This is a genomic window from Amycolatopsis sp. PS_44_ISF1 (genome assembly GCF_032335455.1).
In the GTDB taxonomy this organism is placed as follows: domain Bacteria; phylum Actinomycetota; class Actinomycetes; order Mycobacteriales; family Pseudonocardiaceae; genus Amycolatopsis.
Window position 1 is genome coordinate 320,832 of sequence record NZ_JANUXO010000005.1, and the last position, 21,532, is coordinate 342,363.

The 21,532-nt window shown below is 70.2% G+C and carries 14 protein-coding genes, 1 tRNA gene and 1 pseudogene; 9 read left to right on the plus strand and 7 right to left on the minus strand.

All coding sequences use genetic code 11. From position 1 onward, the window contains the following. Positions 1-387 precede the first annotated feature (387 nt). Positions 388-1,270: pseudogene (locus tag NYF13_RS34940) on the plus strand (IS982 family transposase). A 21-nt stretch (positions 1,271-1,291) separates the two neighbouring features. On the opposite strand, the gene NYF13_RS34945 reads toward NYF13_RS34940, so the two are convergent. Both NYF13_RS34945 and NYF13_RS34950 read right to left on the minus strand, forming a co-directional pair. After that, complete coding sequence (locus NYF13_RS34945) at positions 1,292-2,119, minus strand: hypothetical protein (protein WP_315662349.1); 828 nt, start codon at positions 2,117-2,119, stop codon at positions 1,292-1,294. Positions 2,120-2,686: 567 nt separating this feature from the next. Continuing rightward, a tRNA-Ala gene (locus tag NYF13_RS34950) sits at positions 2,687-2,759 on the minus strand. Positions 2,760-3,044: 285 nt separating this feature from the next. Between NYF13_RS34950 and NYF13_RS34955 the strand changes: the two genes are divergently transcribed. The 3 genes from NYF13_RS34955 (at position 3,045) to NYF13_RS34965 (ending at position 8,438) form a co-directional block, all read left to right on the plus strand. Continuing rightward, entirely contained in the window at positions 3,045-5,246 is a 2,202-nt protein-coding gene (locus NYF13_RS34955) for an RICIN domain-containing protein (protein WP_315662352.1), read from the plus strand. 115 nt (positions 5,247-5,361) lie between these two features. Further along, a complete protein-coding gene (locus NYF13_RS34960; protein WP_315662353.1) occupies positions 5,362-7,014 on the plus strand; it encodes an FAD-dependent oxidoreductase in 1,653 nt (550 codons plus the stop codon). Continuing rightward, positions 7,011-8,438 carry an ATP-binding protein gene (locus NYF13_RS34965; protein ID WP_315662354.1) on the plus strand — a complete coding sequence of 476 codons (1,428 nt, stop codon included), beginning with the start codon at positions 7,011-7,013 and terminating at the stop codon, positions 8,436-8,438. The genes NYF13_RS34960 and NYF13_RS34965 overlap by 4 nt, the downstream gene beginning before the upstream one ends. Before the next feature lie 152 nt (positions 8,439-8,590). On the opposite strand, the gene NYF13_RS34970 is transcribed toward NYF13_RS34965, so the two are convergent. Then, positions 8,591-9,061, minus strand: coding sequence for a DUF2993 domain-containing protein (locus NYF13_RS34970; RefSeq protein ID WP_315662356.1), 471 nt, complete (start codon positions 9,059-9,061; stop codon positions 8,591-8,593). Positions 9,062-10,429: 1,368 nt separating this feature from the next. Then, positions 10,430-10,723, minus strand: a complete 294-nt coding sequence (locus NYF13_RS34975; protein ID WP_315662358.1) for a hypothetical protein — start codon at positions 10,721-10,723, stop codon at positions 10,430-10,432. A gap of 221 nt (positions 10,724-10,944) precedes the next feature. Here NYF13_RS34975 and NYF13_RS34980 point away from each other — a divergent pair, with 221 nt between their 5' ends. From NYF13_RS34980 to NYF13_RS34990, 3 genes are read left to right on the plus strand one after another with little or no spacing between them, the layout of a single operon-like run. Next, positions 10,945-11,604: a pentapeptide repeat-containing protein gene (locus NYF13_RS34980; RefSeq protein ID WP_315662360.1), complete on the plus strand. Its 660-nt coding sequence runs from the start codon at positions 10,945-10,947 to the stop codon at positions 11,602-11,604. Between the two features lie 33 nt (positions 11,605-11,637). After that, positions 11,638-12,237 (plus strand): sulfite oxidase-like oxidoreductase, encoded by a 600-nt coding sequence (locus NYF13_RS34985; RefSeq protein ID WP_315662362.1) that lies wholly within the window; start codon positions 11,638-11,640, stop codon positions 12,235-12,237. After that, positions 12,207-12,950 carry a ferredoxin reductase gene (locus NYF13_RS34990; protein ID WP_315662364.1) on the plus strand — a complete coding sequence of 248 codons (744 nt, stop codon included), beginning with the start codon at positions 12,207-12,209 and terminating at the stop codon, positions 12,948-12,950. Before NYF13_RS34985 ends, NYF13_RS34990 begins: the two co-directional genes overlap by 31 nt. A 288-nt stretch (positions 12,951-13,238) precedes the next feature. Here NYF13_RS34990 and NYF13_RS34995 read toward each other — a convergent pair whose 3' ends face one another. Together NYF13_RS34995 and NYF13_RS35000 are read right to left on the minus strand one after the other, a co-directional pair. Next, a complete protein-coding gene (locus tag NYF13_RS34995; protein WP_315662366.1) occupies positions 13,239-16,457 on the minus strand; it encodes a LuxR C-terminal-related transcriptional regulator in 3,219 nt (1,072 codons plus the stop codon). Further along, entirely contained in the window at positions 16,454-17,584 is a 1,131-nt protein-coding gene (locus NYF13_RS35000; protein ID WP_315662367.1) for a molecular chaperone DnaK, read from the minus strand. The genes NYF13_RS34995 and NYF13_RS35000 overlap by 4 nt, the downstream gene beginning before the upstream one ends. A 566-nt stretch (positions 17,585-18,150) precedes the next feature. Between NYF13_RS35000 and NYF13_RS35005 the strand changes: the two genes are divergently transcribed. Continuing rightward, on the plus strand, positions 18,151-19,926 hold the full coding sequence (locus tag NYF13_RS35005; RefSeq protein ID WP_315662368.1) for an isoniazid inducible protein IniA: 1,776 nt from the start codon (positions 18,151-18,153) through the stop codon (positions 19,924-19,926). Beyond that, positions 19,923-21,113, plus strand: a complete 1,191-nt coding sequence (locus NYF13_RS35010) for a GTPase (RefSeq protein ID WP_315662369.1) — start codon at positions 19,923-19,925, stop codon at positions 21,111-21,113. The genes NYF13_RS35005 and NYF13_RS35010 overlap by 4 nt, the downstream gene beginning before the upstream one ends. Before the next feature lie 15 nt (positions 21,114-21,128). Here the strand turns inward: NYF13_RS35010 and NYF13_RS35015 are convergent, their stop codons facing one another. Then, a complete protein-coding gene (locus NYF13_RS35015; RefSeq protein WP_315662371.1) occupies positions 21,129-21,530 on the minus strand; it encodes a TIGR03618 family F420-dependent PPOX class oxidoreductase in 402 nt (133 codons plus the stop codon). Positions 21,531-21,532 lie beyond the last annotated feature (2 nt).

Below are 21,532 nucleotides of genomic sequence, written 5' to 3' on the forward strand. Positions count from 1 at the left end.
GCATAGCGCGTCTCCTGTCGCCCAGACTCGACTATAGACACGTGCCAGACATGCTGACGACCAACACCAACCAATTGCAAGGTAGGTGGCCCACACCTTCTTGCCGCCAGCGGGATCGTCTGGGGAGATCCGCCGCAGCCCCGGCTCCTTGCAGGCCGAGTACTCGATGAGAGTACATGATCTCTGCGGTCAGCGGTGGGGAATAGGGGCTCTCGCGATCATCGGCATTCAGAGGGTGCCGTACCTCAAGGTCAGGTGGCATCCGTCGAGGGTGACGACCCATTCGGATGACGAACGTTGCGCGGCAGCTAGATGGTTGATTCCGTGAAGATCGCGTGAGACGCGTCGCTACCGGGAAAGTAGGCGGAGGGTGTCCAAGATCGATGTGTGACGAAAGACCTAGACACCCTCCTAACTGCACTCTACGTCCTGATCGACGACCACGTCGTCGCACCCCGCACCGGCCGCGGACGCCGACCGGAACTCACCGACAGTGAACTCATCACCTTGGCAGTAGCTCACGTTCTCCTCGGCCACCACAGCGAACGCCGCTGGATACGGCACATCCACAACGATCCCCAACTACGCGCGATGTTCCCCGTCCTGCTCGGCCAGTCCGGTTACAACAAACGACTCAGAGCAACACAGTCGTTGCTGAGTAAAGCAATCCGCGTACTGGCCGCGCAGTGCCCATCCTGGTTCGACGACCTGTGGATCACCGACGCCACACCTCTACCCTGCGGAACCTCACGTGAGACAGTGAAACGATCAGACCTCGCCGGGTACGCCAGCTACGGCTACTGCGCGTCACACTCGCGGTGGTACTGGGGCTTCAAGCTTTACCTCGTATGCGCCGGGGACGGCATGCCGATCATGTGGTGCCTGGCCAACCCGAAGGTCGGTGAACGTGAAGTCCTCACCGCGCTGCTCGACACCAACCACCACCTCATCAGGGACGGTCAACTCCTACTCGCAGACAAGGGCTTCGCCGGGAAAGCATTCAGGGAGTTCACCCACTCGCTGGGGCTTCGCCTGCTGCGGCCCGACCGCAAGGACGAGACCTACACCCACGGCAACCTCGGCGGTGTCCGTCAGCGGATCGAATCAGTCAACAACACCCTCAAAAGCTAGCTCAACCTGGAAAAACACGGTGGCCGTACACCCGCCGGAGTACTCACCCGCGTCGCCCAGCGCCTACTCACGATGGCGGCCGCGATCTGGCGCAACCGGCAGCATCCGCAAACGATCACTGACCGCCTACGACCACTAACCACACTCCAACTTCACGGAATCAACCATCTAGGCCTGATACGCCGATGACGGGTGCTGTCAAGCACGCGATGACGTCTTCTGGCTGCGGCCAGCCGTTCCAGCGGAGTTCCCACTTTGGGCCTTGGCCCCACAGTGCGAACCTGTGCCTGCGCTGATGGTCGTGGGTGCTAGGGCGGAGAAGGGGGTCGTACCACCACAACCCCAGCGCCCACTTGTCAGATGGGTCGCGTACATCGAGCCGGGCTACGAGCGCCGCAAGAATCCGCTCCATGCCCGACGGCATCGAAGGAACGCGAGACAGGGCTTCGTGTTCAACCTCGGCCATCGGGACCTCCGCGCCGACGTAGTGTTCAGAGCTCCACGTTTTGCGGTAGGGGCCGAGGCGCTGTAATTCGCTCAGCGGCGGAAAGTCTGTACGGCGGGTAACCACCATCTTCGCGCCGGTGGGCAGGTGGGCAAGATGGTACGTCCCGAAGTCGATGCCGGCGGCCACACGCAACCCGGGCACCCCGTACCGAAGATCATCGCGTGCGGATGAGGCCAAAAGCCTGCCGACGGCGTTCTCGGCGGCACCCGGCACGACACAGACGAAGGTATTGAACCATGGCGACACGGTCATGGTGTAGGACAGGAAAGCGGTCGCGCTGTGCTGGGTATCGAAGGGTGTGTCGGGCACATTGGCGTTGAAGAGGTAGATCGCCAGGAGAGCACGGAACCGTCGCTGTTGCGGTGAGCAGCGATCGAGCCCCAGGCCGTCCCTGCTGACGCCGGCTTCCGCGCTCGCCTTGTCTTCGCCGGTGTACGAACGCCGGATGTCCCTGAGGTTGCGACGCGATGATGAGGGCATGCGTGATCCATTCCGCGTTCCGGCCCGCACATGGTCACGTTGGCACGATCATTTCCATCCCTATGCGCAAAGCGGGTGCCCCACACCCTTGGCATCGCCGGCGGGGCGCCGGAGCCCTGCCGCTCATGCCATCGCAGCCTTTCGCACACGGCCGCGTCCGCACTACGAGGAATGGCAGCAATAGCACGCGCTGTGACTCGTGAGCTGGGACCTTTGGGCGGTACGACGCCTTGGCCCCGATAATCACTTACGACGTGATCGGGCCACCTTCGGCTCTTGAGTCTGATCAGGATCGGTGGACTATCTGTCGGGGCAGGTGCCGCGGTGATGGAGCCACTCGGTGACGCAGGTGTCATGTTCCCAGAGTGCCTTTGAAGATCCACCCGTTCGTGGGCGGCACTGGGCCGTTTCACATGACCCCATTCCGCCGCCGCTCATGCGCTGCTCCAGTTTTGCTCCACCTACTGGCGGGTAGCTGAAGTTTTGCTTGAAGAAACTCAAGATTCGAGCCAACGAAAAACCGCCCTACCTGGACTTTTAAGTCCGGTGAGCGGTGTTTCGTCACAGTGGAGCTAAGGGGACTCGAACCCCTGACCCCCTCACTGCCAGTGAGGTGCGCTACCAGCTGCGCCATAGCCCCGGAGCGAAGGTGTACTCCGCATCTCGTGTTTCCATACGCTACACCCCGCCCCAACGCGCTCGGCAGGGGGGTGGTGCTCAACCGCCGCTGGGGCGTCCGGGCAGGTCGGGTGCACGTTCATGACTTATTTTAACTTCCGTATTGATTATTGGTGTGGTCCCGGTTACATTTTCCCTCGGTTGTGACGCCGAGGTCCCCGCCCGCTACGCCGCGTCTCCATCACTGGGTAAAGCCTTGCCGTTTCCTGCTCGCTGAACGCCGCGTGACGCGGCAGAGGAGGTTCCGATGAGTCGATGGTCACGGAGAGTTTCAATACTGCTGCTGTCCGCGTTCACACTGGTTGCCGGTTACCTGACTACGGCGCCAGCCGCGCAGGCGGCGATCGATCCCGGGCAGTGGTACTCCGTCACGGCCGTGAGCGGCGGGAAGTGCGTGGATGCGCGGGGCGCGGGGCGGGCGAACGGCACCGTGGTCCAGCAGTACTCCTGCAACCAGTCGGCCTCGCAGCAGTGGCAGATCCAGGCCGCGGGCGACGGCTACTACCGCGTCAACTCCGGCAACGACGCCGCGCAGGTCTGGGACGTGACCGACGTTTCGAAGGCCGACGGCGGGCTCGTGCAGCTCTGGTCCTACTCCAGCGGGGTGAACCAGCAGTGGTCACCGGTCCGGGAGGCTTCCGGTGCCTACCACTTCGTGAGCCGCAACAGTGGTAAGTGCCTGGACGTGCCGGGCGCTTCGGCGGCGGACAGCGTTCAACTCCAGCAGTACGTCTGTAACGGCACCAATGCCCAATCGTTCACAATTACCCCTGTGGGTGGCACTACTCCTCCGACCTCGGGGCAGCCGGACCTCGGGCCGAACGTCGTCGTCTTCGACCCCTCGATGGCCGCGTCGACGATCCAGGGCAAGCTGAACAGCATCTTCAGCCAGCAGGAGAAAAACCAGTTCGGCAGCCAGCGGTACGCGGTGATGTTCAAGCCGGGCACCTACTCCAACGACGTCAACGTCGGCTTCTACACCCAGGTGCTGGGACTCGGCCTGTCGCCGGACGCGGTCACCATCAACGGTGCCGTGCACGTCGAGGCCGACTGGTTCCCGCCGCAGAACGCGACGCAGAACTTCTGGCGCGGCGCCGAAAACCTGTCGGTGAACCCGACCGGCGGCGCCGACCGCTGGGCCGTCTCGCAGGCGGCGCCGTACCGCCGCATGCACTTGCGCGGTGACCTGCAGCTCGACGACGGTGGCTGGGCCAGCGGTGGCTGGATCTCCGACTCCAAGATCGACGGCCAGGTCCGCTCCGGCTCGCAGCAGCAGTGGATCTCGCGGAACTCGCAGTTCGGCGGCTGGAACGGCTCGAACTGGAACATGGTCTTCGTCGGCGTCGACGGCGCCCCGGCCAACACCTTCCCGTCCCCGCCCTACACCACGGTCGGCCAGGCCCCCGTGGTCCGCGAAAAGCCGTTCCTCTACCTCGACGACGCGGGTGACTACCAGGTGTTCGTCCCGTCCGTGCGCACCGGCACCTCGGGCACCAGCTGGGCCGGCGGGACCGCGCCGGGCCGCTCCCTGCCGATCGGCCAGTTCTTCGTCGCCAAGCCGGGTGCGACCGCCGCGGAGCTGAACGCGGCGCTGGCGGCGGGCAAGAACCTGCTGGTCACCCCCGGGGTCTACCACCTGAACCAGCCCCTGCACGTGACCCGCCCGGACACCGTGGTGCTCGGCCTGGGCATCGCCACCCTGGTGCCGGACAACGGCGTCACCGCGATGAACGTGGACGACGTGGACGGCGTCAAGATCGCCGGCCTGCTGATCGACGCGGGCACCACCAACTCGGCCACGCTCATGCAGGTCGGCGCGCCCGGTTCGAGCGCCGATCACTCGGCCGACCCGACCTCGCTGCACGACGTGTACTTCCGCGTCGGCGGCGCCGCCGTCGGCAGAGCGACCACCAGCCTGGCGGTGAACAGCAACAACGTGATCGGCGACCACCTGTGGATCTGGCGCGCCGACCACGCGGCGGACAGCAGCTACGTCGGCTGGAACACCAACACCGCCGCCACCGGGCTGACCGTGAGCGGGAACGACGTCACCATGTACGGCCTGTTCGTCGAGCACTACCAGAAGACCCAGGTGGTCTGGAACGGCAACGGCGGGCGGACCTACTTCTTCCAGAACGAGATGCCCTACGACGTGCCGGACCAGTCCGGCTGGATGAACGGCTCCACCCGGGGCTACTCCGCGTACCAGGTGGGCCCGAACGTCACCAGTCACGAGGCCTGGGGCCTGGGCAGCTACTGCTTCTTCAGCACCAACCCCTCGGTCGCCAGCGCCCACGCGTTCGAAGCGCCCACCACCCCCGGCGTGCGGTTCCACGACATGGTGACGGTCTCGTTGAACCACCAGGGCACCATCACGCACGTGATCAACGGCTCGGGCGCGACCACGCCCGAGGGCACCAAGCCGGTCAACCTGGTGAGCTACCCCTAGCCGCTTTCCCCCGGACAACCGGTGCGCGCCGTGGTGGCGGCCGCGGCGCGCACCGGTCCCCACCACCGAGGTCCTTCGAGGTCGGCGGCGGCCCGCAAGCCGTAGGCTGGACGGTGTGAGCCAGCCGATCCTGATGACCGTCGACGACGACCCCGCCGTGTCGCGGTCGGTCGCCCGTGACCTGCGTCGCCGCTACGGCAAGGACTACCGGGTCATCCGCGCCGACTCGGGGGCCGACGCCCTCGACGCGCTGCGGGAGATCAAGCTGCGCGGAGACGCCGTCGCGGCCATCCTCGCCGACTACCGCATGCCCCACATGGACGGCATCGTCTTCCTCGAGAAGGCCATGGACCTGTTCCCCAACGCCCGCCGCGCCCTGCTGACGGCCTACGCCGACACCGACGCGGCCATCCAGGCCATCAACGTGGTCGACGTCGACCACTACCTGCTCAAACCGTGGGACCCGCCGGAGGAGAAGCTCTACCCGGTGATCGACTCCCTGGTCGAGACCTGGCTCGCGGTCGGCGACCGGCCGGTGGAGGAGACCAAGCTGATCGGCCACCGCTACTCGGCGCCTTCGTTCAAGGTCCGCGACTTCCTCGCCCGCAACGCCGTGCCGTACCGCTGGTACTCGGTGGACGACGACGAGGGCGGCCGGATCCTGCAGGCCGCCGAGGCGGCCGAGACCGACATCCCGGTGGTCGTCACCCCCGACGGCACCGTGCTCAAGCAGCCCACCGGCGGCCAGATCGCGGACGCGGTCGGTTTGTCGACCCGGCCCGCGCAGGAGTTCTACGACCTGGTCGTGGTCGGTGGCGGACCGGCCGGACTCGGCGCCGCCGTCTACGGCGCGTCGGAGGGCCTTCGGACCGTGCTGGTGGAGAAGAAGGCCACCGGGGGCCAGGCCGGCACCAGCTCACGGATCGAGAACTACCTGGGCTTCCCCGACGGCGTCTCCGGCGCCCAGTTGACCGACCGCGCGCGGCGGCAGGCCCAGAAGTTCGGTGCCGAGGTGCTCACCGCCCGCGACGTCGTGGGCCTGGAAGCCCGCGGGTCCAGCCGGGTGGTGACCTTCGGCGACGGTTCGGAGATCGCCGCGCATTCGGTGATCCTGGCCAGCGGCGTCACCTACCGGGCTCTGGAGGCCGAGGGCATCGAGGAGCTGACCGGCCGCGGGGTCTACTACGGCTCGGCCGCCACGGAGGCGCCCGAGTGCCAGGGTGAGCACGTGTACATCGTCGGTGGCGCGAACTCCGCCGGCCAGGCCGCCGTGTTCTTCTCGCGCCACGCCGCGGACGTGACCATCCTGGTGCGCGGCGCTTCGCTGGAGGCGTCGATGTCGCACTACCTCATCGAACAGCTCGCGGCGATCGACAACCTGCACGTCCGCACGCAGACCACAGTGATCAAGGCGCACGGTTCGGAGCACCTCGAATCGTTGACGCTGTGCGAAAACGGGGTGACCGAGACGGTCGAGAGCGGCCACCTGTTCGTCTTCATCGGCGCCGCTCCGCGCACCGAGTGGCTCGGCGACACCATCCAGCGCGACGACCACGGCTTCGTCCGCACGGGCCCGGACCTGGTGGCCGAGGGCCGTTACCCGGTCGGCTGGTCGCTCGACCGGGATCCGCACTACCTGGAGTCGTCCGTGCCCGGCGTGTTCGTGGCGGGCGACGTCCGTTCGCAGTCGGTGAAACGCGTGGCCTCCGCCGTCGGCGAAGGCGCCATGGCGGTCACCCTGGTCCACCGCTACCTGGAGGAGCAGTGAGCACTCCCGCACTGCCGCGCGAGGAACTACGCGGCCTGTTCCTGTTCGAGCACCTCTCCGACGCCCAGCTAAACTGGATCGACGAGCACGCCGAGGTCGAGCGGCACGACAGCGGCGAAGTGGTGATCCGCGAGGGCGACCCCGCCACCTGCTTCTACGTCCTGCTGACCGGGGCGCTGCGGATGACCCGACTGGTCAGCGGCGTCGAGGTGGAGATGAAGCGCACCGACCAGCGCGGCTCCTACTGCGGCGCGACCCAGTTCTTCGTGCACCAGGAGACCGAGCACTCCTACGGCGCTTCGGTGCACGCGGTCAGCGACGTCGAGTTCCTGACCTTGCCCGCGGCCGAGTTCGCGGTCCAGTTCCGCGGCTGGTTCCCGATGGCCGCGCACCTGCTGGAGGGCATGTACGTCGGCTGGCGCAACACCGACACGGTGATCTCCTCGCGCCGCCGGCTGCTGGCTCTCGGTGAACTTTCGGCGGGTCTGACGCACGAGCTGAACAACCCGGCCGCGGCCGCCGTGCGCGCGACCGCGTCGTTGCGCGAGCGGGTGGCCGGGATGCGGCACAAACTGGCCGTGCTGGCCAAGAAGGACATCGACCCGGAGCTGCTGGACCTGCTGCTGGAGGTGCAGGAGCGGCTGGTCAAGCAGGTGGCGGACGCGCCCAAGCTGACCGCGATGCAGCAGTCCGACCGTGAGGACGAGATCGGCGACTGGTTCGACGAGCACGGCGTCGACCAGGGCTGGGACCTGGCCAGCATCTTCGTCAGCGCGGGCCTGACCGCCGACAGCCTCGACGGCGTCCTGGACTCGGTCGGGGAGGGCCTGCTCGACGGCGCGGTCCGGTGGCTGGCCTACGCGCTGGAGACCGAGATGCTGATGGGCGAGATCGAGGATTCGACCACGCGCATCTCGGCCCTGGTCGGGGCGGCCAAGCAGTACTCGCAGATGGACCGCGCGCCGCACCAGTGGATCGACGTCCACGAGGGACTCGACTCCACGCTGGTGATGATGTCCGGGAAGATCGGCGAGGGCGTGCGCGTGGTCAAGGAGTACGACCACGGCATCGCCCGGGTGCCGGCCTACGCGGCCGAGCTGAACCAGGTGTGGACCAACGTCATCGACAACGCGCTGGGCGCCATGGCCGGCGAGGGCACGCTGACCCTGCGCACCTGGCAGGTCGACCAGCAGGTGCGCGTCGAGATCGGCGACACCGGCCCGGGCATCCCCGACGACGTGCGGCAGCGCATCTTCGAGCCGTTCTTCACCACCAAGGGCGTGGGCGAAGGCACCGGTCTCGGGCTCGACATCTCCTGGCGCATCGTGGTCGAGCGGCACTACGGCGACATCAAGGTGGAGTCCGCCCCCGGCGACACGCGGTTCGAGATCTGCCTCCCGGTGGAGGAGCAAGCCTCACTCTGACGAGCGACCGCGGGGCCGAGGCCACGGTTTCACGCCCTTACTGTCCTATGTGGATACTCTTCTGGCGCAAGTCGGCCCGATCGTGTGACTGTATGTCGAACGCGTGTTCGACTAGTCTGGATCCCGTGGGGCAGCACCAACCAGGGGAGGGATCAGGATCGTGCACCGAGTCGAGGCAGGGTCGAAGTCAGCGCGGCATTGGTCAGCCAGCCCAGCAGATCGCCGAGCGGAATGCGCGAGAGCCGCTCGGGCCACTCATCGGCGACCGTTTCCAGCACCAGCTCGTCTTCCGACATCCGGACTCCGGTCAGCCGCAGCCCGTTCGGTAATTCCGGCAGGGGCAACACAAGTGGCCGTACCCTCCGCGGCGCCCGGAGCCGCCACCGTCCGATGTGGAGGATGGTGGGCGTCAGCACGACGGCGTCCGGCCCCACCGACGGCTGCAACGTCAGCCGCCCCCACCCAGGCCGTTTGGCCCATCGCACGTGGAGCCCGTCTTCATGCGGCGTGGCCACGATGCCAGGCCGGATCTCCGCCACCCGCTCCCGGACCGCATCCCCGCCGACGAAGATCCGCAGCTCCACCTCCGCCGGAATCACCGACGGCGTGGGCAAGCTACGCACACGCACATCCCTCGCCAGCGCGACCACCCGCCGCAACGGCACCCGTCCCACCGACCCGGAAAGCTGTGCTCCCGGCCGGGAATGGGCGACTGCGCCCCCGCGCGCGCTCCGGTTCGCTGCTCCACGCCCCTCGGAAGGCCGCGTCTCAATCCGTGAACGGCCGTCTGCGCCGTCGTGCGGGTACTGTTCCGCCGGTTCGTTCGCTCTGGGAGGCCGCGTCTCCGTTCGCGAGCCGCTGTCTGCGCCGTGATGAGCGCTCCGAACCGCCGGTCCGCTCGTTCTGGAGGCTCGTCTTTCTGACTGCCAACCGCCGTCTGCGCCGCTGTGCGGGTTCCGTTCAGCCGGTTCGTTTGCTTTGGAGGGTTCTGCCTCTGTTTGCGAACGGCCGTCTGCGCCGCCGTGCGGGTCCCATTCCGCCGATTCGCTCGCTCCGGAAAGCCGGGTCTCTGAGCGTGAACGGCTGCTCGCCCCGTCGCGCGTGTTCCGTTGCGCCGGTTCACGCACCTCGGCGCGCGGTGTCTCCGACCGAGACCGACCGCTTGCGTGCGTGCCTCGTTCCGCTGTCTCACGTGCTCCGGAACGCGGTGTCCCGGTCTGTGATCGGTCATCTTCGTCGCCGCGTGTACTCGGGTCGGCCCGGTCACCTGGCCGCCGATCCGGCGGTAGTGCACCGACCTGCGCTTCCCGGCGCGCCGAGTCAGCTTCACCTGCGTCCGGATCACCATGCTTACCGGAACCCCAGCGCACCTTGTCGCGCGGACGGCCGAACTTCAGCCGCGGCTTTTCCTTCCCCCATGCGGTATCGGGACCTTGTTTCCGCTCAAGTCGTTCCGAAGCCAGCCCAGTCGGGGAGCCACCGGCGTCCGGACCGTCCGGGGGTGAGTCGGAGGGCCGCCGGCCCGGCTCGGGCCAGTCCAGGTCTTCGGCCACGATGCGGACGTCGCCGATACGGCCGGCCGCTAAGAGCAGGGGGTCCACGGCGCAGTCGAGTTCGGTGAGGGTGAGGGCCATCTCAGCGCCGTCCACCCTGGTGGTCAGGCGCCGGCCGATGAGCTGCTCGGTGACCGTGCGCACGATCGCGGCGGGCACGTCCGGCAGTAGTGAGCGGCTGGCGGCGGCGAGAGCCGTGAGCTGTTTCCACTGCATCAGGCCGGCGAACGGCAAGCCCCCGAAGGGCGAGTCACCGGACTTTCGGCCTTCGGTCATCCGGCCATGGTATGGCGGGCGGTCGTCGTTCGCTCGCGGCTGTGTTTTTCGCCGCGTCGCCTCGACCGTGCCGCTCGGGCGCGCGAGAAAAGAGGTGTACCGCGAAAAAAGGTCTCCCTGACCGGGTGCGAGCCCAAGGTCAGGGAGACGTGGAAATCAGCGTCACCGGTCCACGAGACGGGCGATGATGCCGGTGATCACCAGCCAGAACACCGCAGCCAGACCGTAGTTGAGGATCACGGCCAAGTCGGCGTTGCCGACCGGGAACAGGCCCGGCCAGAACAGTGCGAGGGGGTCCGCCAAGGACCGGATGAAGATGAAGAAGCCGTTCGACGCATTGGCGCCGACGAGTAGCATCACCATGTAGAGCACCTCGATGAACGCGAACAGCGCGCCGATCCCGGTGATCACTCGAGCAGCAGTGTGGGTTCTGGTGGACCCTCGCCATCTGGACATGCCGCTAGGTGCCACTTTCGGGTGATGCTGAAACGCGCCAGCGGGGAAGTTGCGCCGATTGGCCGGGCCCTTTGCTCCCCGTCACCGGTGGGACCACGGTGAGCTGCGGAATCGCGGTGGTGCCGGCTCCACCCAGGACCGGGTTCGCGTGGCCGGAACGCTCTGGACGGTTCGGCGTCGGCGACCCGTTGCCGTCGAGAGATCGGAGTTACGCTGAGCCGGTGCCCGAAGCCACGCAGAATCCCGCCCAGTCCGCGGACGAGTCGAAGGAGGGGGCGGCGGCCGAAGTCGTCATCGAGGAGGAGCGAACCTACCGGCGTGAGGATTGGTACGGCGAAGAGGTCACCGGCCGGCGGTTCGTGCGGTGTGAATTCCACGAGGTCGACCTGACCGAGTCGATCACGCGGGGTGCGACGTTCACCGACTGCGTGTTCGGCAACGTGCGGTTCAACGCCTCGCGGCACTTTCACTCGGCCTTCACCGGCTGCAGTTTCCAGCGCTGCAATCTGTTCGACGCCGAATTCACCGGGTGCAAGCTGGTCGGCAGCCGGTTCGAGGAGTGTTCGATGCGGCCGTTGCGGGTGGACGGGGGTAACTGGTCGTTCGTCGGCCTGGTACGAGCCGATCTGCGGGGGGTGAAGTTCGAGCGGGTGCGCCTGCGCGAGGCCGACCTCACCTGGGCCGACGCCACCGACGCGGTCTTCTCCGACGTCGACCTCTCGGGGGCGGACCTGGGCAACGTCAAGTTCGGGCGGGCCGAGTTGCGGGGCAGCGACCTCTCGTCGCTCGATCCGACGCAGGCGGAGCTGGCCGGGGCGATCGTTTCGCCGGAGCAGGCGACGGTGCTCGTGACCTCGCTCGGCCTGCACGTGCGCGGGTAGGCTTCCGGACAGGGCAACGGGGAGGAGCGCCGGATGGGTGTCGTCACACCGGGGTTCACCGGTCGGGCGCGCAGCGGTGACCCACGGCTGCCACCGGGGCAGTACCGGGCCGAAGACTTCCCGGTGCTGTCCACCGGGCCCACCCCCCGGGTGCGCACGGACCGCTGGGAGTTCACCGTCGTCACCGAGCACGGCGACCAGCGGGCGTGGTCCTGGCGGGAGCTGCTCGACCTGCCGAGCGAAAAGTTCACCGTGGACATCCACTGTGTCACGCAGTGGTCCAAACTCGACACCCGCTGGCGCGGCGTGCCGGTGCCGGCGCTCATCGGCGATCTCGAAACCTCCGCCGACTACGTCCTGGCCCGCTCCTACGGCGGCTACACCACCAACCTGCCGCTGGCCGACCTGCTCGACGGCCGGGCCTGGATCGCCTACGAGTACAACGGCAAGCCGCTGGCCCCCGAGCACGGCGGGCCCGCGCGGCTCCTGGTGCCGCACCTGTACTTCTGGAAGTCGGCGAAGTGGGTGCGCGGACTACAGCTCACCACCAGGAACGACCCGGGGTTCTGGGAGGCCGCGGGCTACCACGACTACGGAGACCCATGGCGGGAACAGCGGTATCAGGGCGATTAGCGTGGCGCGTCGCCCGCCTGGCCGAGGCCCGGCCCGAGACGCCGTCGGCGCGCACGCTCGTCCTCGACATCCCTGGGTGGCCGGGCCACCTCGCGGGCCAGCACGTGGACGTCCGGCTCACCGCGGCCGACGGCTACACCGCGCAGCGCAGCTACTCGCTCGCCGCGCCGGCCGACGGGGACCGGGTGGAGCTGACCGTTCAGCGAGTGCCCGACGGTGAGGTGTCCGAACACCTCACCGGCCGGTACGCGGTCGGTGACCCGGTGGAGGTCCGCGGACCGGTCGGCGGCTGGTTCGTCTGGCGCCCCGCCGATCCCGCGCCCGTACTGCTGGTCGCGGGCGGCTCCGGCGTGGTTCCGCTGATGGCGATGATCCGCGCCCGGCGCGAGGCGGGCAGCAAGGTGCCGTTCCGGCTGGTCTACTCCCTGCGCACGCCGGCCGAGCGGTATTACGCCGACGAACTGCGCCGCCCGATCGCCGGGCTGGATGTCACGTACGTCCACACGCGCGAGCTGCCCGAAGGACAGTCCGGCATCCCGCGCCGGATCGACGTCGCCACGCTGAACACCGCGGGCTGGCCCGCCGACTTCAACGCGACCACCTACGTCTGCGGCCCGACCGGCTTCGTGGAAACCGTGGCCGACATCCTGCTCGCGCTGGGTCACGACCCGCACAGCATCCGCACCGAGCGCTTCGGTCCCAGCCGCGACTGACCTTCCGAGCACGGTCCCCAGCAGCGAAGTCGGCGATTCGGGCTCATCCGATTCGCCGATGCCGGGCCTTGCTGGTGCGAGGTTCCGCGGATTGTCCCGACGGACCAGGCCGCGAGGAAGACCGCCGTGCCGCTGGTCTCGGCTCGGGGTCCGGCCCGTGGGTTCGCCCGAAGCTCTTCGATCGTGGTGTGCCGCGCGAAGGCCGGAAGTTCGTGACACAGTCGAGGAAATCGTTCCTACCCTCGGGGCGGAACCAGGCGTCCGGCCCCTCGTCCGAGTCGGGAGGGGTCAGGAATGGCCGGCCCTGCTCAGCAGATCGCGCAGGGTGGCGAGCAGCTCGCGGCGGTCGGCGGCGCCCAGCTTGCCGCGGATGCGGGCCATGTGGTGCTCCACCGTCTTGCCGGAGATGAAGAGCTTGCTGCCGGCCTGCTTGTAGGTCAGCCCGTCGACGACCAGGCGGGCGACCTCCAGTTCCCGTTCGCTCAGCGCGCTCAGCCCGGCGCCCGCGATGGGCTCCGGGACGGGGGACTCGCGGCGGTTCGTGATGCCTTGGAACTGGCGGGCCGCCTCCAGCAACTGCACCATCGCCTTGCGATCGGAGGTGCGGATCGCGGCCTGACCGGCCAGGCGCGCGGCGTCCCAGCCGAGACCCAGCTCGTGCAGTTCGGCGGCGGCCGCGGAGATCGTGTCGGGCTGGAAGGCGCCGCTGAGCACGGCCAGCCAGCACGACGCCGCCTGGGCGAGCGCCGACGGGTACCGGCCACCGCCGGCGAAGCCGGTCAACGCCTTGAGCTGCTTTTCGACGGTCGCGCGGTCCTCCAGCGTGATCGCCGCGTGCAGCTCGTGCCAGCACAGCGTCACCGTCCACAGTGGAGGATGGCCGAGCCGGCCGAGCATCGCGTGGGCGCGATCGAGCTGGCGGGCCAGCTTCGCGTGCGCCCCGTTCCGCGCGGCGGCGATGGCCAGCTCGCCCAGGGGCAGCAGGGTGAACAGGTCCGTCTGCTGCCGCATCGAAGCCTGGTACGCGCGGTCCCAGGACCGCTGCAGCCCGACGAGGTCACTCGCCCGGCGCGCCAGCCCCAGCTCCAGCGTCGCGAAGAACAGCTCGTCCCGGGCCTCGAGCCGTCCGGACTCGGCGACGGCGTCGCGGTGCTCTCCGGCCGTGGTCAGATCGCCGGCGGTCATCGCGACCCAGCCGAGCAACAGGCGGTGGCGCGTCGCGAGCAGATCACCGCCGACCCCGCACTCGAGCGCCCGGGTCAGAACCGATTCGGCGAGTCCCAGCTCTCCCGATTGCAGCCCGACGATGGCCGCGAGCGCGGCCGGGCTGTCCGGCAACGGCGCGCCGCCCCCGGACGGCTCCAGCATCGCCGCCGCCCCCAGCAGCACCGACAGGCTTTCGGCTCCCGGCCCGGTCACCGACTCGGCGATCCCGTCCGCGGTGCGCCCGGCCGCCCCGGCGAACAACGTCGGCGCCATCCCGGCCACGGGGGCCCGCAACAGCTCCCGCGCCCCCTCGGGCTGCCCGGTCCCGACCAGCGCGATCGCGGCGAACGCGTGCACCGCACCCTGCCCCGCCCACCGATGGCCTTCGCGCGAAAGCGAAGCGCCGGCTGCTGCGGGATACCCGTCCGGGCCGGCGAGGGGAAATTTGCCCGGATACGCCGCCCTGGAAGGACTCGGCGGACGGTTCCCGGCACCCGGGACGATGCCTTCCTGACCCGATGATCCGGCACCGGCACCGGCGACCGGCCCTTTTCCGCCAGGACCGGCGGCTCCACCGCCGCCGCTGGCAACATCGGGGAATCGGGCGTTGGTCCGGCTGGTAGTGCTGACTTCGCCGGTGTTGCCCGTGAATCCGCTGGCAGCACCGGGGAATCGGACGTTGGTCCGGCTGGTGGTGCTGACTTCGCTGGTGTCGCCTGCGAATCCATTGGCAACACCAGGGAATCGGGCGTCGGTCCGGCTGGTGGTGCTGACTTCGCTGGTGTCGCCTGCGAATCCATTGGCAACACCGGAGAATCGGGCGTCGGTCCGGCCGGTAGTGCTGACTCCGCCGGTGTCGCCTGCGAATCCGCTGGTAACACCGGGAAATCGTGTATTGGTCAGGCCGGTAGTGCTGGGCCCGCCGGTGTTGCCCGCGAATCCGCTGCCGTCGCCGAGCCCGTTACCGGCGCTGCTGCTGGGGCCGAGACCGCTGTCAGTGGCCCTGGTCAACCCGGCGTTACCGCCGTCGTCGTGGCCTGGGGAGCCGTCGGCGTTTGCGTGGGTGGTTCCGAGGACGGCCGCGTCGCCATCCGAGGCGGTGCCGGAATTCGCACCGGCGTCGGGAAATCCACCCCCGGCGGGCCGGGGCGAGGCTTCCGCGGCGCACCGGGCCGACCACCGGTACAGCTCGGCGCTGCGGGCGAGTTCCCCGCGGTGGGCCAGCACCGTGGCCGCGATCTCGGCGCCGGCCGCGCGGGTCTGCCGGTCGGCGGCGCTCAGCATGCCGTCGCCCAGGCGCAGGGCGGTGTCCAGGTCTCCGGACAGTGCGGCGGCGCGGGCCCAGCCCGTGGTCACCAGGGCGTCGCGGGTGCCGGCGTCCGAGGCGGCCTCGAAGAGGCGGGCGGCCAGCTTTGCGTCGCCGGGGAGGGCTTCGGCCGCGGCGGCGGCGAAGGCGGCGGCGGCGCTGGGGCCGGAGCTCCCGGCGTTCAACAGGGACTTGGCCAGGTCCAGCACCGGGAGGCCGTTGCGCAGCTGTAGCTCCACCAGCTGCTGCAGCGCCGTCAGACGCCGCGCCGGGGGGCCGAACGTGCGCACGGCTTCGGCGGCGATCGGGAGCAGCGCGTCGTCGGCGTTCAGCAGGCCGGTGGCGCGGGCGCCGTCCACGACCTCCGGGAGCCGGTCCGGGGAGCGGCCCAGCAGGGCGCACAGCAGGTCCAGGTTCCGGCCCGCGCCCGCCTCGGCGGCGATCAGGTAGCGCAGCACGTCCTCGTCCAGGTCGGCCAGCTCGGCCCGGAAGTCCGGAAGGCGGCCGGTCACCACGCGCTCCACCAGCCTCGGCACGCCACCGGTGCGGGTGTGCAGCGCGGCGGCCGTCTTCGTGTCCACGGAGCGGCCGGTGAGCTGCTTGGCCAGCGCGGCCACCTCGTCGGCGGCCAGTGGCGGCAGCACGATCGCCGGGGCCTGGCGGCCGAACGCCTCGCCGAGCGTGCGCAACGCCTCCGAACCGGCGTTCGGCCGGTGGGCCAGCACGATCGGGCCTTCGGCCGTGGTCGCGAGGGTGCTCAGCCGGGCCAGGTCCGCTTCGCCGAGCTGGTCGGCGTCGTCGACCAAGGTCGCCTCGACGCCGGCGGCGCGGTAGCCGCGGCCGAGGGCGTCGAGCAGCGCGGTCTTCCCGTAACCGCCCGGCGCTACGACGACGAGCCGCGCGGGCGTCTCCGGGGTGGCGCTCAGCTCGGCCAGCAGCCGGCGCGCGACGGGGTGGACGGCTTCGGTGCCGGGCTCGGCCAGCAGTGCGTTCAACAGTGACCTTCACCGGTGGGATGGGCGCAGGAGCTCAAAGTGGCGGGGTGGGCCGGGGCCGGCCCCCGGCCCGCGGTGGCTTCGTGGGACGTGAGGGTGGCGATCAGGATGGTGGATCCGACCACGAGGACCGCGGCCGTGGCGGCGAGCGGTCGCCACCGGCGGAGCAGCTTCGCGGCCCCTTCGGGCTCGGGCAGTTCGAACGGCTTGATGTCCACCGGCGGCCGGGTGGGCCGCTCGGTGAGCTCGGGTGGGCTCTCGACCCGGGGCAGCAGGGTGGTTTCGGCCGCCGGTCGCGCCCGCCGCGAAGGCGGGCTCGTCCGTTGGGCGGCGAGAATACCCGCCCCGGATGCGGCCGTGAGCGCGGGCTGGGGTCCGGCGAACACCGGGCACGGCAGCCGGCCGGGCAGCGAGCCCGGCCCGGGCTCGCCACAGAACACGATGCCCGCCAACGCATCCGGGGTGACCGAAGCACCGTGTGCGAGGGCGAAGGCCGTGCTCACGGCGGCGGCGGGGGCGACCCCCTCGGTGCTCGTCCGCGACACCCAGCCGCTCGATCCGGACGTGGTCGCCAGGGTGACCGTGACGCCGTCGGGACCGAACTCGCAGACGACGGCGGATTCCTCGGCCGCGCCGGGCTCCGGCAGGTGCGCGTAGAGCGCAGCGATCGAGCCGGGCACCAGCGTGACCGCCGCGAAGCCCGCGTCGGCCAGCGCGCGGCGCAGCAGGCCGCGCCGATAGTCGCCCCAGTCACCGGGATGGGTCACCACGAGGTGGCGGGGCGGGCCGCCGAGTTGCGCGGCCGCGTGCTCGGCGATGCCTTCGATCAGCACGGTGGTCAGCGATTCGGGGGAGAACGCCTCGCCTTCGACCAGCATCGGCACGTCGTCGCCGATCCGGCGGTGGAACCCGGTGAGCCGGCGCGAAGGCACCACGGCCCCGGCGCGCGCGGCGGTGTCACCGGTGAGCAGGTAACCCTCGTCGTCGAGGAACAGCGCGGTCGCGGCGGCGGGGGCGCCTTCACCCAGCCACAGCGGTTCGGGGTCTTCCCACCCGTCACCTTGGCGGAGGAGGGTGGTGGCGTGGGTCTGGGAGTGGGCGATATCGATGCCGAGCACGTAGGGCAACGCCGATTCCTCCCTTCGTCGGTCAGGGGGGCCGCCGACCGGCCCAACGGACCACCGGGGGTGGTCCATACTCACCCGTAAGGGTTATTCAAGCAAGGTGACGGTGGGAATTTGCCTGACCCCCTCCGGCTCGAACGAGCCCCTAACCCCCTAACGATCTCATATCGACTCCCTAACGGTCGAGCCAGTCGCGACCGGGGAACAAAGCCCGACGTAGGCCGGGGCCCGGGGGATCCCTGCCTCGGGCCCCGCCCAGTCCGGAGATGGCCGGGTCGATCGCCCGGTGCCCAAGCACACGGCGGCGGGCCCGGCGACACGATCCACAGCAGTTCGGGGCACGGGCGCCGGCGTGGTGCGTGACACCGTCTCCTCGGTGACGGCCCCGCGGCACGACGCGATCGGCCGCCTCGGCCTCCACGACGGGGCCGAGACCCGGCGAGGTGGCGGCGACCTGCATCTTTGCCGCTGAGCCGAGCCCCGGTGGTGGTGGCTCCACGGTCCGGGTGGGGCCGCGGAGCCACCACCGGGTTCGTTCACTCCGCGTGCACGGGGGACACTGCTTCGTCGTGACCGCTCCACCTTGGCTCGAAGTGCTCGACGAGACCTTGGACGCCTGCCGGACGCACGGCCGCGAGGACCTGGCTCTTCGCCTGCGCCGCCGCCGGGACCGGCCGTCCGGGGGTGCCCGGGTCGCCGTGCTCGGCTTCCCGAAGCAGGGCAAGGGCTATCTCGTCAACGCGGTGCTCAACGCGCCCGTGTGCGCGGTCGGAGACGCGCCCACCCCGGCGGTGCCGGTCGAGATCGGCTACGCCGCCGAGCCCGCCGCGGCGCTGATCGGCCACGCCGACGAGCGCATCCCGGTGGCCGTCGAGCGGATGTCGGGCGAGGTCGGCGCGCGGCCCGCCGGCTCGCTGCGCCGCGTCGAGGTCGGCGTGCCGCGTGAACTGCTCTCGGCCGGCCTGGTGCTGGTCGACACCCCGGCCGTGGGCGAACCCCGCTCGGCCCGCACCGCCGCCGCCCTCGACGTCCTCGCCGACGCCGACGCCGTGGTCCTCGTCTCCGACGCCACCACGCCGCTCAGCCCGGCCGAGCTGGCGCTGGCCCACCACGTCCGCACCTGGTGCCCGCACGTGGTGCTGGCCCTGACCAAGATCGACGTCTGCCCGAGCTGGCGCGCCGTGGCCGAGGCGGACCGCGCGGCGCTTTCCGGGGCCGGTATCGACGCGCCGGTGCTGCCGGTCTCGGCCACCGTCCGCCAGGCCGCGGCCAAGACCGGGGACCAGGAGCTGAACGCCCGGTCCGGCTTCCCGGAGCTGCTGTCCTGGATCGCCGAGCAGGTGGCGCGCCCGGCCGAGCGGTCCGATGCGCTGCTCGCCGCCGTCAGCGTGCGGGCCGCGGCGGCCGAGCTGGTCGAGACGCTGCGCACCCGGGCCGAGGTGGCGGGGCAGGGCACCGGGGTCGACCAGACCACGCTGCTGCACCGCGCCCAGCGCAAGGCCGACGAGCTGCGCAGGCGCAACACCCGCTGGCAGAACCTGCTCTCCGACGAGATCGCCGACCTGCTCTCCGACGCCGAGTACGACCTGCGGGAGCGGACCCGGCACATCGTCGAGACCATCGACGAGACCTTCGACCGCGGCGATCCGGCCAAGGTCTGGGACGAGTTCGGTCCGTGGCTCGACGAGGAGCTGGCCAAGGCGGTCGAGACCAACTACACCTGGGCCGCCGACCGGGCGGAGTGGATCGCGCAGGCGGTCACGGTGAGCTTCGGCGAGCAGTACGACCTGCCGGACCTGCGGCTCGCGGACTCCGGCGCCGACCTGATCGGCGAGGTCCGCCGGCCGCGCATCGAACGGTTCAAGGTCGGCCAGAAGCTGTTCACCGGACTGCGCGGCTCCTACGGCGGGGTGCTGATGTTCGGCCTGGTCACCAGCCTCGCCGGGCTGCCGCTGATCAACCCGATCTCGCTGAGCGCGGGCGCGGCGTTCGCGGCCAAGACGATCAGCGACGAGGGCGGAATGCGGCGGCAGCGGCGCCAGGCCGTGGCCAAGATGACCGCGCAGCGCCACGTCGACGACGTCTACCTGCGGTTCAGCAAGGACTGCCGCGACGCGATCCGCGGGGCGCAACGGAAGCTGCGCGACCACTTCACCGCGCTCGCGGACGAGCTGTCCGAGCAACTGGCGCGGGAGCGCGAGACCATCATCGCGGGTTCGGCCGAGCGCGAGCGCCGCACGATGCGGCTGCGGCGGGAGATCGAGCGGCTCGCTTCGCTGCACCAGCGCGCCGGGGAGCTGGGCCTGCTCGCGGGCCGCACGGCGCCGCGGGAGTTGCCGGCGTGACCGAGGACGTCCGCGGCCTGATGGCCGACGCTTTCACGCTCTACCGCGAGAGCCCGCAGGCGGCCAGGCCGCTGCGCGAGGCTCTGGACCACCTCGAACAGCCGTTGCGCGTCGGCCTGACCGGCGCGGCGGGCACGGGGAAGTCGACGCTGGCGGCGGCGCTGGGCGACTGGCCGAGCCGGGCGCTGCGGAATCTCGCGCTGCTCGACGACCCGTCACCGGGCGCCCTCACCGACGCCACGGTCCGGCTGGTCCGGCACCTCGAACCGGATGAGCTGGCAGCGGCGCAACCCGCGGCCCGGTCGGCGTTCGCGCGCCAGACGGCCGTGGACACCATCCTGGTGCTCGCACGCGCCGATGAAACGGGCGCGGGCCGCATCGACGCGCTTCTCTCCGCGAAGCAGCTCGCCCGGCGGGCCTGGCGCGAAGACCCGTTGTGCAGCGGTTCGCAGGGGGTGATCGCTGTCGCCGGGCAGCTCGCGTACGGGGCGCGCGCGTTCGACGACGACGAGTTCGAACTGCTCGCAGCGTTCGCCGCTGTGCCTCGCGAAGAGCTGGAGCGGTATCTCATCTCCGTGGACTCCTTCACCGATCCGGCGTTCCCCGGCCCGGTATCGGTTGACACCCGGCGCTCGCTCGTCGCGCGCTTCGGGCTCTTCGGCGTGCGGCTGGCCCTCACGCTGATCCGCACGGGTTGCGACAGCCGGGTGAAGCTTTCTGGCGAGCTGATACGCCGCAGCGGCTTGGGCGAGCTGCGCGACACGGTGGCAGGCTGCTTCGCCGCGCGCGCCGACGCGTTGAAGGCACGCACCGCCGTGATCCGGCTGGAAAGCGTGCTGCAGGCCGAACCCCGTCCGCACAGCGACCGGCTGGCCGCGCGCGTCGAGCGGTTCGCCGCCACCGCGCACGACTTCCGGGAGCTGCGCCTGATCGCCGACATCCGCGGCGGCCGCACCGCCCTGTCCGGGGATCCGGCCGAGGAGGCCGTGCGCCTGCTGGGCGCGCAGGGCACCACGCCGGAGGAACGCCTGGGCCTCGCCCCCGACGCCGACCCGCGCGAGGTCTACGCTGCGGGGGTCGACGCCGTCCGGCGGTGGCGGCACGAGGCCGAGCGCCCGGATCGTCCACCGGCCGAGCGCGCCGCCGCGCACGTGGTGGTGCGCAGCGCGGAGGGACTGCTGGCCTGAACCGCCCGCCCGCCTTCAGGCGTTGCCGAGCACCCGCCGCACGGCGATCTCCAGAACCACCCGTTCCGGGTTCGGCTTGGGCTGCCGGTACCGGGCGGCGTAGCGGTTCTCCGCGTCCGTGACCGACTCCGGATCGTCCTTGATCGTCATGCGACCCTCCAAAGTGGACCACCGTGGCCCCTCCAGCTGGCAGACCGCGGCGGCGACACCACGCTCCCCGGCGGCCCGGACGAGTTTCGCCTTGTGCGAGCGGTCGAAGGTGATGACGCGGGCGATACCGGTCTCGAAGTCGACGGTGACGCCGACCGCCACGACGTGCGGGGTCCCGTCGGGGCGAACGGTGGTGAGGCTGGCGAGGCGGCGTTCGGTCCAGAACGCGCGGAAGTCTTCGCCGCGGCCGGTGAGGTCGGTCTGCATGG

What these genes read in the sequence shown, in the direction of transcription:
- NYF13_RS34945 (WP_315662349.1), bottom strand. Translation starts at nt 2,119, where the DNA reads ATGCCCTCATCATCGCGTCGCAACCTCAGGGACATCCGGCGTTCGTAC.
- NYF13_RS34955 (WP_315662352.1), top strand. Translation starts at nt 3,045, where the DNA reads ATGAGTCGATGGTCACGGAGAGTTTCAATACTGCTGCTGTCCGCGTTC.
- NYF13_RS34975 (WP_315662358.1), bottom strand. Translation starts at nt 10,723, where the DNA reads ATGTCCAGATGGCGAGGGTCCACCAGAACCCACACTGCTGCTCGAGTG.
- NYF13_RS34985 (WP_315662362.1), top strand. Translation starts at nt 11,638, where the DNA reads ATGGGTGTCGTCACACCGGGGTTCACCGGTCGGGCGCGCAGCGGTGAC.
- NYF13_RS34990 (WP_315662364.1), top strand. Translation starts at nt 12,207, where the DNA reads ATGGCGGGAACAGCGGTATCAGGGCGATTAGCGTGGCGCGTCGCCCGC.
- NYF13_RS35015 (WP_315662371.1), bottom strand. Translation starts at nt 21,530, where the DNA reads ATGCAGACCGACCTCACCGGCCGCGGCGAAGACTTCCGCGCGTTCTGG.